Origin of the sequence: Haladaptatus salinisoli (assembly GCF_020614375.1) — an archaeon.
Taxonomy (GTDB): domain Archaea; phylum Halobacteriota; class Halobacteria; order Halobacteriales; family Haladaptataceae; genus Haladaptatus; species Haladaptatus salinisoli.
The window spans coordinates 1-14,057 of sequence record NZ_CP085332.1; the positions used below are offsets into that span (position 1 = coordinate 1).

A 14,057-nucleotide genomic window follows, 5' to 3' on the forward strand; every position below is an offset into this window, starting at 1 on the left:
TATATGGGTTCCCATAGTAGTCTATAGTACGCCATAATGCTGACAAAACTATGAGTTCACACACGACAATAAGCGTCTCTAAGAGCTTCCGTGAGCAGCTTCGGGAGCAAATCCCGAAAGGTGTGACGTATGAGGCATGGCTACGGATGCACCTTCCGGAGGAGTTCTTCGACGAATGAGCGTTGAACGCTTTTGCCGCCTTGGCGTACTGCAAGGTCTCGTCGACGACGTCCCTGGAGAACACCGAGAGGAGTTCCGCGCGTTGGCCATGCAGTACCTCGACGCGAAAATTGAGCGTGTGAGCAGGCCGGCACTCCGGGCCATCTTCGGTCTGATACTCCGGCAGCACTACTCTGAGAGAGGTGCCTGTGTATGAGTGACCGACGTCCACAGACTGACGATGAGTCCTGTGGCGCGGAAACGGATGCGGGAACGCCCTGCCAACTTGACGCCACCCGCGACGATGGCCGGTGTCATCACCACACCGACGAAGACGAGAAGAAAGCAGGCAGACCGACGAAACTCACCTACGAGCGCCAAGAGCGTATCGCGGCGGCACTGGAGGCAGGAGTGCCGGTCAAGCACGCAGCTCCCGCGAACGGGATTACGGAGGACACGTTCTACCGCTGGGCGCGACGCGGTGAGGAGCAAGAAGAAGGCGAATTTTCGGAATTTTCAGAGCGGGTTACGCGCGCGAGGGGTGTCGGCAAGGCAGACTTGTCGAGACACGTCGTCGAGATAGCCAAGGAGAAAGGCGATGCTCGCACCCTGCTCCGCTACCTCCAGTATATCGACGGTGGCGAAGAGACCCAGGACGATGAGAACCACGCCGGCCTGAATCTCGTCGTCCCTGAAATCGCCCAGCGAGGTGATGCCGAATGACCAAACGAAAACAAACCCCATGGGCCGACCTTTTCGCGGTGCCGTCGCGCGTGCGCGCGAGGGCGGTGGAAAAACTCCCGGCGTGTTGGCTCCACCGAGAACCGGGAGTTTCGCCCAGGGCGTATGAAAAGAAAACACCCCATGCGTTATAAACCATTACAAATAGACAATGTGGCCAAAGTTTTCTCCGTGCCGTCGCGCGCGGGCGCGCGCGAGGGGGAGCGATGAGTAACGCCTCGAAGTGGCTGACGGCCATCCAAAACGGTGCGTATCGCGTCGCCACGTCGGACAGCGACCTCCCTGAGACCGCCGAGAAGGTCGGTGAAATGGGCGGCTACAACGTCTACGAGACGGACGACGGTCCCCTCCTCAAGCAACGCGGCCACGGGCAGTCGAACGGCGAGGGAGAGATATGACAAACAACAGCGGTTTCGCAGTAGTAGCCATGAGCAAAAGCAATAGCATCAAACAGCGGTTTCGCGACATAGTCGAACAGCACGGCAGTAAGAGCGACGACAGCGTCGAGCAGAAAAGCGACTGGCGCGACGACGCGAAAGGGCGTGACTTCGCGGGGTCGCACACGATCGACCTGTCGCACCTCGACGACGGTGAGACGAGCACGGCCACCAGTGACGCGGATGTGACGATGGGTGCGGGTGAACTGCAGAAGCAACTCCAGGGGGTGCAGCGCCGCCAGGGAAGCATCCGCCGGACGGGCAACCCCATCGTCGGTGGCGTCGAGGAGAAGGCGGCCAGCGCAGAACAAGCGCCCACTCCGGGAGCAGTGCCAGATAGCGAGGGTGGAAGTGGTGACGATGGTGAGGGAAGCGACCGTGACGTTTCGACGGACGACCTCCTCGCGGGAGCTGCCGAGAGTATGCAGTCGATGTACGGGGCGTATCAGGAATTCCACGCTGCAGTGGATGCACTGACAGACGCAGGGATGTCTCCCGAGGAAATCAATGCAGGCGTGATTGAGCGCCTCGACACGGAGGAGAACTAATGACGCATAACACGACAATCGTCCAAGAGGAGAACAGCGCGGTGTACAAAGTGGTGGTTCGACTCGACGTCACGGCACTGGATGCGGCGGGCGTCGAACAGTTCGACCCGACGACCGAGACCGATGACACGCGGAACAAGACGCTGCTCGAACACTCCCCGCTGACGGCGGTCAACGTTCTTGAGTGGGAAGATGAGACGTCACTGGTCATGTGGGATACGGTCGACGAAGAACTGAAAGTGAAAGCACTGGCGGACGGGACGGACGTTGCCTCCGGCACGGCACTGGGCGAAGTCCTCGTCGAAGTGCGGGGTGAGTGAACCGTGCTGTACTACGTTGATCGCGACCTCGAAGACGCCGCGAAAGGCGAGACTGAACTCTCCCTCGTTACCGTCTCGTACGAGGGCGAACACTCGGCACTCCCGACGAAGGGCGCGCTCCAGGACCAGGGCTATCTTCGTGTGCTCACACCCCTGGTCTCGGGCCAGCAGTACCCGACGCTGGTGCGTGACGAAGGGCTTGGCTATCTCGAATCGAACCAGGAGGTCGCCGTGAGTTACCGCCCGGAGGACGTCGCCCGGACGTGGCTCAACTCGAATTACTTGCCGCCTGCAGTCTTCGGCCAAAGCGCCGACAAACGAGTACAGGATCTCGTCTTCGACGCGCTCGATATCGAGTGGCGCGGGATGAATAACGAAGGCGGCAACAGAGAGGAACTGTATGCAGTGCTGGGCGAGGAGATGCCGGACAGCGAGTACGAGGACGACCCGCACCCGTCCCGCGTGCAGGAACTCCTCGACTACACGCGAAGCCAGTTGCAGGCTGTCGCCCCACAGTTCGACAAGAGCGCGGACGACGTCGCGACGGCAGGGAAGCAAGAACTCGCGTATCACCTCGCGGAATACAATCGTTCGCGGGTGCTCTCGGAACTGGAGAGTGAGACGGACGCCGAGACAGCGGACACGGAGGGGGTGGCGTAATGTCGTCGACGTTTGACCTCTCTGGCGCCACGTACCGTTATCGGACGCCCGACGGTGAGGAGTCCGAGCTCGACGCGGATACGATTCGCCTCTCTGCGAACTTCGTTGTTGTGTCGACGAACGAGGACGGCGACCTGACGATGGCTGCAGACCCGACTACGCACGAGCGGATCGTCCGCGTGGATGACACCGAGGGGGTGGCCGTCTAATGCCGTTTGATGCGACCCGCGTGAAGAACAACCCGGGCGAGATCCAGCAGCATTTCACCGACTTCGCAGCGGGCGTGACGTCCGTCGATTCGTGGATGGTCCACGAAGAAGGCCGTGGCTACGTGATCGTCACCATAGAGTACACTGCCTGACATGGCAGACCATCCTCGAGAGGACGACCGCGTGCTCGCCTGTGCGCATAGCATCGACACAAAACCCCACTCGGATACCCCCTCTCAGGGTATCGTCATGTGGGGGTTAGAACCACGGGTTGAGGATGGAAAAATCGCCCTTTCCGGCGGCTATGCGATCTTATTCGGCGAGCACGGGGTGTATCACACCTTTGTCGCTCCACGCCGCCCGACATATATACCGGCCGTGGAGGGTGGGCGCACAGTCATCTTTCTCCAGGTGAACCCAAACGTCCCGCATAGCCTCACGTTCAACGCAACGACCACAAGCCGTGATGAGGGGGAGGGCGGGACTGTCCGCACGACATATCCACAGCTCAAAATCGCAGCGATTGACTGCCGAGAGTCAATGGCGGACCCCCCTGTCTCGCTGTACAACCGCGATTCCGAGTCAGTGCCAGAGGGCACACCGCTGTCATTCGCCCCTCGTGGCGCGGTCGCGCCGCATCGGCGGTTGCGGCAGATAGACTCCCCCAGTGTCGTGGGATTCCAGTGGGGAAGCGACGCATCGGACTCAACCAGTTCATTCGAAAACTAACAGAACAATGGCAATTACTGAGAAAAACGTCACATTCCAAAGCAACGACGACCTGAACGAAGACAACCTCCGAAAGCTGGTGCGCGTTCTCACGGACGGGAGCGGTAACGGCTTTGTCCATCGTGGGTTTCGCATGACCGCCGACCACACGAATAACAATATCACAGTCGATGATGGACACGCGCTCATCGTCGATGATACCGGCGACGGTGCCTATACGGCAGAACATCCGGGGGTAACGGATGCGTCAATCGACTCCACAACGGTGAATTATCTGTTCTTGACGATTGACCCGACGGTAAACAACGACGTCACCATCGAAATCAACACGTCAGACATGCCGGCACGAACACCGGCACTCAAAATCGGCGAAGTCGACGCGGCAAGCAGCGCCGAGCCGGTTGAAACAAACCACGGTCGGAGTGGTAAGTTTGAGTCACTCATCGTCGAAGACTCAATCACCGACCCGGCAGGAGTGGAACACACTGGTGAACTTGCGGACACCGCTGACTTGTCGAACTACTCGCCAACGACGCATGACCACGCGGGGGACGACCTGGGGGCAGATTCGCCGGTCAATTCTGTTGCGGCGAACTCGGCGACTGTTGGTGAGTTCAACGGCACTGTTTACGCCGAACCGGGAGAGGTGCAGTCGGCGATTGACACCGCCTATGCTGCGGGCGGGGGAGTGGTCTACTTGCATCCTGGCCACTCCTATTCGTCGTCCGGCGAAGGTGGCGAAGTCCATATCAAGAAGAACGTCTATCTGTTCGCCCCCGGTGTGACGTACACCATCGACACGGACGTCAACGGGTTTTTCGTCGATAATCAAGCGAAATTGTGGGGGTATCCCGATATCCAGTGCACGCTCGGCGATTCGTACACGAGTGTGGCGGTTCTCTTCGACCAGGGGCGGTGCGAAGACGGAACCTACGGGTACGGACCCGACTCCCGCAATCCCGCGAGTGTCGCGGCAAACATCGAGAGTACTGGAAGAGGTGGTGCGGGCATGAAGTGGATATGTGTCGACGGGGGGATTGCATTCACGCAATCCGATGTGTGTGTCCGGAACTTTTCCAGTTGTCTCGAATTCGACGCAAACGATTACCACATCAACGCGAATCAGATCAACGGCACGTTTTCGGGCGCGACGAATATTATCAGAAACATTGGAGGCATTTGCCGCAGTAAAATCTCGGGTGTGATTCAGTGCGCGACTGGTGGCCCAACCGACCGCGTGTTTTGGAATGAGGACATGGCCGGGAATCTGGCCTTCACGTACGTCGGAGACGTGTGGGACCCCTACGGCACATCGGTCAGTTCTGTCGAAGGTAACGATATGACGATTATCACCAATTACCAGAACGCATACGCGGTAATAGCGCACGTCGACACGTCACTCGATGCCCCGCGGTCGAAAGTCTACGGCTTCGGGGACTCAATGCGGTACGGCGTCTGTGAGACCGGCGAAATGTGGGAGCACAATTACTACTGGGGCGGTTGGGACGTCCACCATTACGATAGCTCGATGACAAAAACCCAAAAGATGCGATTCCTGCCAGACGGCGAACTGCGAGTCGATGGCCCCGTCAATGGGAATTACACGTTCTAATCCGTCTCTTTATTTGCGCGTTTGCTCGCGTATGCTCCAGAAACTGAATTTCCGGGACAAAAGTCATTATATCCCGGCGACACCTAAACATAGACAATGCCAGACACGACCCCCACCGACGCAGTCGTCGAGGACATTCTCACACTCGACAGCCTCTCAAATCACGGCTCACGAGCGGATTGCTTACTCGCACTCGCCTACATCGAACACGAGAAATCAGGGCGCGACCGGCCGTTTCCAGAGCAAGCCAGGATAACCAGCTCGCATCTCGAACGAAAGAACATCCCGCAACAAATTCGCGACCGGCAAGAAGAGTAACCCCACTCCAGCCCCCACCATTCTGCGGTTAGTATGCTATACTAACTCGTGTTCTACCAGCAGCGCCAGCAAGTGCTGCTCGCAGATTCCGTGTCCGGCGCCGTCGATCGTCGTCTGTACCTCAGTGTCGCAGTATCGGCAAGGGACAGTGTGCATAGTCTCTTTATCGGGGGCGTTCGTGCGTGCCAGTGTCGGTTGGATGCTCATTGGTCGTCGTCGCGGTCCATGTTGTCTCGCGTGACATAGCCGAGGGTGAATCCACCGAAGAAAACGACCGTGTGGAGGATGGCATCGGCGACGGGCGTCATCGGTCGACCTCCTGTGCCACTACGCCGGCACCCGCACCTCTCAGCATGGCGGTCGTCGACGTGCATCCCTGACAGCGGTGTAACACCCCGTCGTTGTCGGCGAAGACGCGGAAATACTCGGTACTCACTTGCTGTCCGCAGTTGCCGCACGCCCTCATCGGTCGTCCTCCTCGCGCGTCTCGACGAGCTGGTCGGACGAGAGGATGGGATGGTCCGCGGCGATATTGTGCCCGCACGGCGCGAGCGTTGCCGTCTGTGGGTCGGTGACAACGGCCGCTTTGATAAGGTCGCCACACACGGGACAGAGCCAACCACGGTGTTCTTCGTCACTCATCGTCGAACTCCTTGCCCGACTGATAACACGGCCAGCACGGGACGCCGTGCTTCTCCCACAGAACGTCACAGTCGCATTCCTTGGCGCTCTCGACGGCGTCCTGGTGCTTGCACGTCCGACCGGTGTCCGCGCATCGGTACTTGAACTGTGGGCACGTACAACGGCCATCCGTGACGGTGTAGGTGTGTTCTTTGGGGTCGTCGTACGACTCGTTGATAACGTTGTAGACGTCGGGGGCACACTCGACGATGAGCATCTCGCCGACGCGGGTTTGGTTGGCTTGCAGTTCATTGGGTTCTTGTACTGCTGGGTTGTAGGCTGACATGCTTCGTTCCACAGAAGCGCTGGTGACGTGCGCTAACACGTCGCCTTTCTGCGAGGCGTCGCGCTTCTTACCTACTGGTAGGTACCCCACCCTCTTAGTAGTTGCGTATCATTATTGCGTATTCATACATAACTACTAAGTGTAGACTTGACGTATGTTTTAGTACAGCCGTCACGCACGACGGCGTATGAAGGAGGACATAGATTTGAATCCAACCGATAACGCAATCCTCGACCGACTCCACGAGGGGCGTGCATCACCGTCGTATATCGCACAGAAAGACGACTACAGCCGACAGAACATCACGAACCGACTCGGGCGACTCGTCGAACACGGCTACGTCGAGAAGCTCGCACCCGGTCTCTACGAACTCGTGTACGATCCGCGGGGTGAAGACGAATGACCGAGTGTGACTTGAACCCGACCGATCACGCGATCCTCAACCGACTCCATAAGGGACGCGCCTCACCTGCGTATATCGCACGGAAAGAGGACTACAGCGCACCGAACGTTACAACTCGCCTCTCTCGACTTGTCGAGCACGGCTACGTCGCGCGAGTCTCGCGCGGGCTGTACGAACTCGTCGAGGACCCACGTGACGCCCGAACGACCGACGTCGCTCCGTGGCGACACGAAAAGACGTTGCGGTACCTGTATACCGAGAAAGGGTATTCGCAGAAGGAAATCGCCGATCTGTTGGGGTGCTACAAACCGACCATCGTCGAATGGATGCAAATCCATAACATCGAAACGCGAACGAACCTCAAATTCTCGCCGGACGAACTCGAAAAGGCCCGGGCGGCTCTCCCGGAGAGAGGCACATGAGGACGCGGGTCCTTGCACTCACGCTCCTCTTTCTCGTCCTCGTGAGTCCCATCGCGGGCCTCGCGGTCGCACAGTCCACCACGACCACCACGACAACCCCGAACGCGACGACGGCCACGGAGAACGCGACAGGCAACAACTCGACGGCGAACCGAACGGTATCGCCACGTCCGACGGTGGACCCCTACGGACAGGGGTATCTGAACAAAACCGGGAGGTACGGCAACAACTCGACGCTCGGCGTCTACAACAATAGCACTGGAATGCAGGAGGGCGGCGGTGGAATGTTCTACAACGCGATTCTCGACGGGTGGCTCGCGATTGTTGGCCACATGGTGGGCGCGCTGCTCACCTTCGTCGACACACTCCTCGATATCATCATCAAGATGGTCACGGTGACACCCGCGCCCGAATGGGGCGGTGGGTGGTACCAGAGTCCCGATAACGGTATCTGGCCACAGCGATACGCCGACTGGACGGAGCGAGCGCAACCGTGGACCCTGTTTGTGTGCATTATGTCGACGGGAATCTACCTCGCGTTCGGTCACCGTGGGATGGGACTCCTCCCCGCGCGCTACGAACGCCAAGGGGCGAAGAATTTGATTATCGCGTGGGTCGCTGGCCTATGGGGCTGGCAACTCGTCGGGTTCATTCTGAACATCGCGAACGCGCTGTCGTTCGGCATCGCCCAGTCCGTGACGGACCCCACCCTGTTGACCTCGGGGCTCAAAGGAATCATGGCAATCGCCCTTGTGCTCACGCTGTTCTGGAATGCGTGGATCTTGCTCGTCGTCGTGAGTCTTGTCGGGATTCGCTACCTCGGTCTCACCGCGCTCACCCCCTGGATTCCGTTCCTGATAGCACTCCGCGCAGTGCCATTCCGCCCGCTCTCGATGATCGGGGACGGTCTCACCAAACTCTGGGCTGTTCTTGCACTCGTCACGCTTCCCGTGTCGATTGCACTCAGTGTCGGCTTTAGTCCCGTAACCGCCGATATCTACCGGATGAACGGGATGCAGGGAATCCAAATCATGGTGCTCCAGCTCGCCACGGCAATTGGGTGTCTCGTCTTCCCCTACTTCATGTTCCAGAAGGGCGGGAAAGTGCTCGGTGGTGTCGGTGTCGCCGGAGCTGCACCCACCGCCGACGGGATGCGAGAGTCCTATCAGAACCAGCGCCAGCGCGCTTCAGAACTCAAAGAGTCGACCAAACAGACTGCACGACGCGGACAGGACTTGCACCGTGGCCTTCGGGGGACTGACGCGGCACACGGCACGGATACGTACCTCACGGGACAGGCGGGCCGGCAGACGGTCCAGACGTACACGAGTCCCATCAAAGAGCGTATCTCGTCTATCCGGGGGGATTCGACGACTACTGACGCCGAGTTACAACACCTCCGGGACCAACGTATTAAGGATCTAAAAGCGAACCATGACAGTAATGAATGAAATCACCGACGTCGAGGGCGAACCGACCACTGAACGAGGCGGGAGCGGGCTGTGGTGGCGTTTCAAGAAGGGGATGCTCACGCTCATCCTGTTGTCGGTCGTCTTCGTGGCGTTACGTGGCGGTGTCGGCGATGTCGGTGCACTTGCGGTCGCGATCGTCGTGAGCGTGTTTGGCGGCCACTTCGTCTACGGCGATGGCTGAGCCGCGGCGGTTAGTATATTGTACTAACCAACGTGTCGGCGGTTCGGGCGGACATGTCCGCTCAGAATTGTGAGACTTTCCTTCGTTAATTCACGCTCAGGCGACTGACATACTGGCGTTTGCTTATAAAGAACACCGCGTTACGAGTGAAATCACTGCCGTTTTCGATTATAATCGGAAGTGAATTCGGTGCTGGTAACGTTATCAGGGCCGAAGGTTAGTACAGCATACTAACGTCAGTGTGCGATAGCGCACACTCGTGTCAGCGAATTAGGTGAACATGTTCACTCAGGTAGCTTACACGAATGACCGATAGCGGTCATAGAAGACGATCGGTTGATACGAACCGTCGCTATCGACGGGAGATGGAAGTGGAGTTAGGGATAGCGCTAACTCGTGTCAAACGGTTATCGGAACTTGTCCCGATAGATTGTTGATACCAACAAGTGGGGATAGATTTCTTACGTATTCAATCTGGGACAACATGTTGTCCCACTCCACTGACGCTTAGTATAGACAGCGGAAGTAGACGTTAGTATAGCATACTAACCCAGCCATCCACGGGATTCATGCTACTCCAGCACACACCTCCAATTGTGGGGAGTACGACTCGACTCATACGATAACCCATTCAGTACCCTTCCCCACACTTCGACTGCTATTGCTGTCGCTGGTGCTCACGAATAGTAGTGTCGCGAAAGCGCCATCTGACAGGAGTCCTTATCCTGTCGTCCTCTGGCGCCGGAACATGTCTGAAGCCCAGACCTGGTTCAGTTGCGGGACGAGCTGTGACAAACTCGCCAGTAACTACTATGTGCCACGTTAACTTAAATGTAACCTATTTATAACACATCTATAAGTGATTTGGGAACATAGATACTCCCGCGGGTCAGCTAACCCGTTAAACTCAACGTGGGGTTGCATGGTCCCATACGTGGCCTGTCGATTTCGTTTCCCACTCGGCTCATTTCGGTGGTTTATTCGCGGGGGATATCCCCCCGTCTACTCATGTTCTGCTGGTTTGATACCCCCAAATTTCCGTTTTTCTCGCCTTTGTAGTCGCTTTCGAGGATGTTCGATACCGATTTGATGGACAATTGGATGCGAGAACCAGCGACGACGAACGGGAGTTCGATACGGGTTTGATACTCGACTGAGCAGGTTAGTATTGTATACTAACGACCGATAAACCAGATGCTGTTATATCTTCTTTAGTCATCCATGCCGAAAATCCACCAGCGCAAGCGCGTGCCAAGGCTGGCACGCCGGAATGTCTGTTCTTCCTCAACGTATCTCTGTAGCGTTTCAGTTTCGTCACGCTGCTCGATTATCATGCGCTTCTCGCGTTCCAACCGCTCAACAGTCTGTTGTAGCTCTGCAACACGCTCATCACGCTCCCGTTGCAGTTCTTCAACATGGGCCTCTAACTCGTCACACTCCTGTTGCAGTTCTGCAGAGCGTGCGATACAGGCGCGTATCGCACTTGCAGTACTGTCGTGATTTCCCGTGTCTTCCTCGTGCTCGATGATCTCCTCGTGTTCCGAGTCTGCAGTAAAGGCGTACCGGGTCATGTACAGAGTTGCAACACTCCGACCTCAAAGCGTTACGTCAGACGTCTGGCTGACGGTCGGGAATCTCGGCACCGATTTCGTTAAATGACGGCTCCAAGAGGTTCTGCCACAGCGCGAGACTGGATTCATATCTGAGCGGATAGATCTCGTAAACCGTTGAAGCAATCTTCTCGGCAATCTCATCCGGTGTGAGGTCGTCCTCGTCACGGAGACGGTCGAGATGGTCGAGTGCAACCCGAACCGCCTGCCGCGCTTCGGCGCGTTCGTTAGGATCCCCAAATGGCAGTGAGAGATATTCAATCGCGAGACGGGGGTCGTCGATATCATCCGGGACACCGTCGCGATCGCCAAGTACATGATCGAAGTGGATTTGTGTGCCGACATTGAACCGCCCACGCGCACGAAGAAGCTTCTGCTCGTTTGTGTAGTACTCGCCGCTGGATTCGATATCTTCGATAACGTCCGTCATATTGCGCGTTCGGTCGATGTCGATATTCACATCCACATCAGCAAGCCACCCATCCCGCATAGTCGCGTATTCAATCCCCTCCTCTAAACGCGCCCCGAAACGGTCTGGATCGGCATAGTAGACAAAGCCGAGTAGGTGTGCAAGCCCCTCTTCTAAGTAATCCTCCTCGGGGTCGCGGTCGTGAAAGACTAAGTCGATATCCCGCTCACCGACGTGGCGAAGTAAGAGTGCAAAGTCGAGAATAGAATCATAGAGGCGTTGCCGGATCTTCGCGCGGACATTCCGCTCTTGTTGAGATCCGTCTTCAACACCGGCCTCACCCAGGAGATAATCTTTGTCGTGCTGTGTGAGAAACCCACGGCCACGTTCGGGCGACGCCGGAGGGTTGTCGTGAACCATATCTGTATATGGATATGGCTACGTCATAAACCTTTATAGTATTGCAACCCCACGCTCTAATTGTACCGATGGCAGACTTCACAAATGTCCCGGCACGCCCGGACACAAAACAGCGTATCGCTGACCTGCGCTTCGACATGCGCGTCAACAGCATGGACGCTGTGCTCCGGGAGCTGCTGGAGACCTACGACCAGAAAAACGCCTAAGCGTACCACACGCACCGCTCAGCGTTATGGTCGTCGTGGAAAACGGCCGAAGGGTGTTCATTCCCACGTGATCCCCCTTGCGGCCTACAAGAACCCACGGCCAACCGATCTCTGGCAAGATCGGCAGACCATACAGGCGGAGCGGGCACAGACCCAGTGTTACTCCGTACTTTTCGTACGGCGTAACTCGCCATAAATGTGGCTATCGCATATCCATATGCGAAATGCCACAGGTCCGTGTCCGTATCCGTGAGAGCTGAATCGGCCAGCTGCGACGTAAGCAACCAAATGTCGACACACAACGATACAGATAACGACAGCACGGAAACCGGCCTCGCGACCGAACTCGACCGGATTGACGGCAACGTCAACGGTCTATACGCACTCTTTAGTGACCTCAAAGACCGCGTTGCCAAACTCGAAGACGAGAACGAACGCCAGCGGATGATGATTCAGTCGCTCCGCACGCAAACCAGTACGCCAGACGGAGAGATGGCGACCGATGGAGGTGTCGACGAATGAGTGACGAAAATAACGACCGGAGAAACACAACCGCCATCGTGAATCTCATTGATAGGGATAGGAACATCAACGATGGTGGTTTCTTCGAATCATTCGAGTTGGTTAATGGCGCGCCAATTCCCCGAAAAGGCGAATACGTTGCCACATCGAAAGGCACCTTCGAAGTTGTCACAGTCCTTCACGACGGATACGGGTCGGGCGGATTCGTTCATGCCCCGGAAGTCCTACTCGAAGTCAGGGTTTTGGACGGGGAAGACCCATTCGCCGCGGCAGAGGACGGAAACGGAGGTGTCGCCGAATGACGTCGCGCATATCTGCCACTGTTGAAGACCGTGTGAAAGAGAAACTCGACAATCTCACCCATGTGAACAACAGCGCACTCATCAACGACCTCCTCGAGGCGTATCTGTTTGGAGGCGACGACCCCATGTCGATGACGACTGAACAGGCTGCACTCAAACACGAGAAGAAGAAGCTTCAGCACGAACTCGAAGAAGAGAAAGAGACCTTGGAACGCAAACAGAACCGTCTTCAGGAAGTCCTCGACGATCTCAAAGAACTCGAGGAGAAAGGTCGCCCGGAGGACCTTGTCGAGAGTTTCGAAACACTCAATCGAGTAAACGGCTCGCTCGACGTATCGAATCCCGCGGTTCAGACCCATGCAGGTAAACGCGGGATGGACCCCGAGAAATTCCTCGGAGAGTTCCGCGAATGGCGTGAAGAAGAAGGCCACGCCGACCACCCAAGCACGCGGTTGAAAAGCACGACCGTCCAAGAAACCACGGCGGACGACTAACCAACGGTAACCCCCGTTTCCACTGGAACGCATTTTCAGAAAGGTGTCCCTCCCGGTCCAGTATTATTTCATATTACGGTATTACTCTACATACTACTATACTACTTACTACTTACTGTAGTGTAGTAGTGTAGTAGTAGTACGAGACAGCGGAAACAACGGAAACGGTGGTTGGTGTGGATGGCGTGACTACGTGGTCCGTGTCGCCGTCCGTGGTACGGTGGTTCGTGTCGTAGTGCGTCACCCGTGTTTTACCGGTAGTTCTCGTCCAGCCACTCAAGGAGGTTGTTGAGTCTCCCGTTCGCGTCCTTTGCTTCCTCGTGTGCTGTCTGTGCCTCGTCTCTCGTCTCACGAACCTCCTCGTGCAGTTCCTCGATCTCTCGCCGTAGGTCCGAGATGTGTTGCTCAACCGCCGAGGGTATCGGTCGGGCGTCTTCCCGCTCGAGTAGCTCCTCAACCGCGTTATGCCCGCGCGGGGTGAGTTTGAATATCCGCTCGGGTATCCGCTCGCCTTGGTGCTCGTGTGCTACTACTTCGACGAGACTCCAGTCGAGGAGAATATTAAGATGGTAGTTCACCGATTTGCAGACACCGTTTAGTTCGCGCTTTGGCGTCTCAGCGGGATAATTATCGTTCAACGAGAACAACAATTCAGCGCGGTTTCCACGGAGTTCGTCGAGCAGTGCGTCCCATGATTCAGGCTGTTGCATAACAATCTTTACAACTTCTACCGTCAAATAATTACCGGCAATTGCCCATCAAATCCACACTCCCGACACTAATAGAGGGGGAGAGAAGGATGGGTAGTTGAGAAAAGGTAAGGAAATAGAGACACGGGAAGGAGGGGTGCCGCAGTGCGCGGCGAGTAGGCAAACTGACTTTCAACTCTTTCAATAATATACAATTCCTTACATAT

25 protein-coding genes are annotated in these 14,057 nt (G+C 56.8%); 19 read left to right on the top strand and 6 right to left on the bottom strand.

Annotation, left to right across the window (positions count from 1 at the left end):
- Nucleotides 1–175: 175 nt before the first annotated feature.
- The 11 genes from LIX00_RS24220 (at nt 176) to LIX00_RS24270 (ending at nt 5,733) form a co-directional block, all read left to right on the top strand.
- Nucleotides 176–376 (top strand): hypothetical protein, encoded by a 201-nt coding sequence (locus tag LIX00_RS24220; protein WP_227357388.1) that lies wholly within the window; start codon nt 176–178, stop codon nt 374–376.
- Nucleotides 373–882 carry a helix-turn-helix domain-containing protein gene (locus LIX00_RS24225; RefSeq protein WP_227357389.1) on the top strand — a complete coding sequence of 170 codons (510 nt, stop codon included), beginning with the start codon at nt 373–375 and terminating at the stop codon, nt 880–882. Before LIX00_RS24220 ends, LIX00_RS24225 begins: the two co-directional genes overlap by 4 nt.
- Before the next feature lie 224 nt (nt 883–1,106).
- Nucleotides 1,107–1,298, top strand: a complete 192-nt coding sequence (locus LIX00_RS24230) for a hypothetical protein (protein ID WP_227357390.1) — start codon at nt 1,107–1,109, stop codon at nt 1,296–1,298.
- Nucleotides 1,295–1,885 (top strand): hypothetical protein, encoded by a 591-nt coding sequence (locus tag LIX00_RS24235; protein WP_227357391.1) that lies wholly within the window; start codon nt 1,295–1,297, stop codon nt 1,883–1,885. Before LIX00_RS24230 ends, LIX00_RS24235 begins: the two co-directional genes overlap by 4 nt.
- Nucleotides 1,885–2,205, top strand: coding sequence for a hypothetical protein (locus LIX00_RS24240; protein WP_227357392.1), 321 nt, complete (start codon nt 1,885–1,887; stop codon nt 2,203–2,205). The genes LIX00_RS24235 and LIX00_RS24240 overlap by 1 nt, the downstream gene beginning before the upstream one ends.
- 3 nt (nt 2,206–2,208) lie before the next feature.
- Nucleotides 2,209–2,865 carry a hypothetical protein gene (locus tag LIX00_RS24245; RefSeq protein ID WP_227357393.1) on the top strand — a complete coding sequence of 219 codons (657 nt, stop codon included), beginning with the start codon at nt 2,209–2,211 and terminating at the stop codon, nt 2,863–2,865.
- Nucleotides 2,865–3,074 (top strand): hypothetical protein, encoded by a 210-nt coding sequence (locus LIX00_RS24250; RefSeq protein ID WP_227357394.1) that lies wholly within the window; start codon nt 2,865–2,867, stop codon nt 3,072–3,074. The genes LIX00_RS24245 and LIX00_RS24250 overlap by 1 nt, the downstream gene beginning before the upstream one ends.
- Nucleotides 3,074–3,226, top strand: coding sequence for a hypothetical protein (locus tag LIX00_RS24255; protein WP_227357395.1), 153 nt, complete (start codon nt 3,074–3,076; stop codon nt 3,224–3,226). Before LIX00_RS24250 ends, LIX00_RS24255 begins: the two co-directional genes overlap by 1 nt.
- A gap of 1 nt (nt 3,227) precedes the next feature.
- Nucleotides 3,228–3,803: a hypothetical protein gene (locus tag LIX00_RS24260; protein WP_227357396.1), complete on the top strand. Its 576-nt coding sequence runs from the start codon at nt 3,228–3,230 to the stop codon at nt 3,801–3,803.
- Between the two features lie 7 nt (nt 3,804–3,810).
- On the top strand, nt 3,811–5,415 hold the full coding sequence (locus LIX00_RS24265; RefSeq protein WP_227357397.1) for a hypothetical protein: 1,605 nt from the start codon (nt 3,811–3,813) through the stop codon (nt 5,413–5,415).
- Nucleotides 5,416–5,511: 96 nt separating this feature from the next.
- Nucleotides 5,512–5,733, top strand: a complete 222-nt coding sequence (locus LIX00_RS24270; RefSeq protein WP_227357398.1) for a hypothetical protein — start codon at nt 5,512–5,514, stop codon at nt 5,731–5,733.
- A gap of 304 nt (nt 5,734–6,037) precedes the next feature.
- Here the strand turns inward: LIX00_RS24270 and LIX00_RS26435 are convergent, their stop codons facing one another.
- Genes LIX00_RS26435 through LIX00_RS24280 form a run of 3 tightly spaced genes read right to left on the bottom strand, consistent with a single transcriptional unit; the run spans nt 6,038 to nt 6,700 of the window.
- A complete protein-coding gene (locus LIX00_RS26435; protein ID WP_438267125.1) occupies nt 6,038–6,199 on the bottom strand; it encodes a DUF7563 family protein in 162 nt (53 codons plus the stop codon).
- On the bottom strand, nt 6,196–6,375 hold the full coding sequence (locus LIX00_RS24275; RefSeq protein WP_227357399.1) for a hypothetical protein: 180 nt from the start codon (nt 6,373–6,375) through the stop codon (nt 6,196–6,198). The genes LIX00_RS26435 and LIX00_RS24275 overlap by 4 nt, the downstream gene beginning before the upstream one ends.
- Entirely contained in the window at nt 6,368–6,700 is a 333-nt protein-coding gene (locus tag LIX00_RS24280; protein ID WP_227357400.1) for a hypothetical protein, read from the bottom strand. Before LIX00_RS24280 ends, LIX00_RS24275 begins: the two co-directional genes overlap by 8 nt.
- 187 nt (nt 6,701–6,887) lie before the next feature.
- Between LIX00_RS24280 and LIX00_RS24285 the strand changes: the two genes are divergently transcribed.
- Genes LIX00_RS24285 through LIX00_RS24300 form a run of 4 tightly spaced genes read left to right on the top strand, consistent with a single transcriptional unit; the run spans nt 6,888 to nt 9,178 of the window.
- The gene (locus tag LIX00_RS24285; RefSeq protein WP_227357401.1) at nt 6,888–7,103 is read left to right on the top strand and encodes a helix-turn-helix domain-containing protein; all 216 of its coding nucleotides are present in this window, start codon (nt 6,888–6,890) and stop codon (nt 7,101–7,103) included.
- Entirely contained in the window at nt 7,100–7,525 is a 426-nt protein-coding gene (locus LIX00_RS24290; RefSeq protein WP_227357378.1) for a MarR family transcriptional regulator, read from the top strand. Before LIX00_RS24285 ends, LIX00_RS24290 begins: the two co-directional genes overlap by 4 nt.
- Nucleotides 7,522–8,976, top strand: coding sequence for a TrbL/VirB6 family protein (locus LIX00_RS24295; RefSeq protein ID WP_227357379.1), 1,455 nt, complete (start codon nt 7,522–7,524; stop codon nt 8,974–8,976). Before LIX00_RS24290 ends, LIX00_RS24295 begins: the two co-directional genes overlap by 4 nt.
- The gene (locus LIX00_RS24300) at nt 8,969–9,178 is read left to right on the top strand and encodes a hypothetical protein (RefSeq protein WP_227357380.1); all 210 of its coding nucleotides are present in this window, start codon (nt 8,969–8,971) and stop codon (nt 9,176–9,178) included. Before LIX00_RS24295 ends, LIX00_RS24300 begins: the two co-directional genes overlap by 8 nt.
- A 1,211-nt stretch (nt 9,179–10,389) precedes the next feature.
- Here LIX00_RS24300 and LIX00_RS24305 read toward each other — a convergent pair.
- Together LIX00_RS24305 and LIX00_RS24310 are read right to left on the bottom strand one after the other, a co-directional pair.
- On the bottom strand, nt 10,390–10,749 hold the full coding sequence (locus tag LIX00_RS24305) for a hypothetical protein (RefSeq protein ID WP_227357381.1): 360 nt from the start codon (nt 10,747–10,749) through the stop codon (nt 10,390–10,392).
- 37 nt (nt 10,750–10,786) lie between these two features.
- Nucleotides 10,787–11,617 (bottom strand): DUF8102 family protein, encoded by an 831-nt coding sequence (locus tag LIX00_RS24310; RefSeq protein WP_227357382.1) that lies wholly within the window; start codon nt 11,615–11,617, stop codon nt 10,787–10,789.
- Nucleotides 11,618–11,685: 68 nt separating this feature from the next.
- On the opposite strand from LIX00_RS24310, the gene LIX00_RS24315 reads away from it, so the two are divergent.
- From LIX00_RS24315 to LIX00_RS24330, 4 genes are all read left to right on the top strand, one after another.
- On the top strand, nt 11,686–11,823 hold the full coding sequence (locus tag LIX00_RS24315) for a hypothetical protein (RefSeq protein WP_227357383.1): 138 nt from the start codon (nt 11,686–11,688) through the stop codon (nt 11,821–11,823).
- 288 nt (nt 11,824–12,111) lie between these two features.
- Entirely contained in the window at nt 12,112–12,345 is a 234-nt protein-coding gene (locus LIX00_RS24320) for a hypothetical protein (protein ID WP_227357384.1), read from the top strand.
- A complete protein-coding gene (locus tag LIX00_RS24325) occupies nt 12,342–12,647 on the top strand; it encodes a hypothetical protein (RefSeq protein WP_227357385.1) in 306 nt (101 codons plus the stop codon). The genes LIX00_RS24320 and LIX00_RS24325 overlap by 4 nt, the downstream gene beginning before the upstream one ends.
- Nucleotides 12,644–13,141: a hypothetical protein gene (locus tag LIX00_RS24330; RefSeq protein WP_227357386.1), complete on the top strand. Its 498-nt coding sequence runs from the start codon at nt 12,644–12,646 to the stop codon at nt 13,139–13,141. Before LIX00_RS24325 ends, LIX00_RS24330 begins: the two co-directional genes overlap by 4 nt.
- A 251-nt stretch (nt 13,142–13,392) precedes the next feature.
- On the opposite strand, the gene LIX00_RS24335 is transcribed toward LIX00_RS24330, so the two are convergent.
- Entirely contained in the window at nt 13,393–13,851 is a 459-nt protein-coding gene (locus LIX00_RS24335; protein ID WP_227357387.1) for an LPP leucine zipper domain-containing protein, read from the bottom strand.
- Nucleotides 13,852–14,057 lie beyond the last annotated feature (206 nt).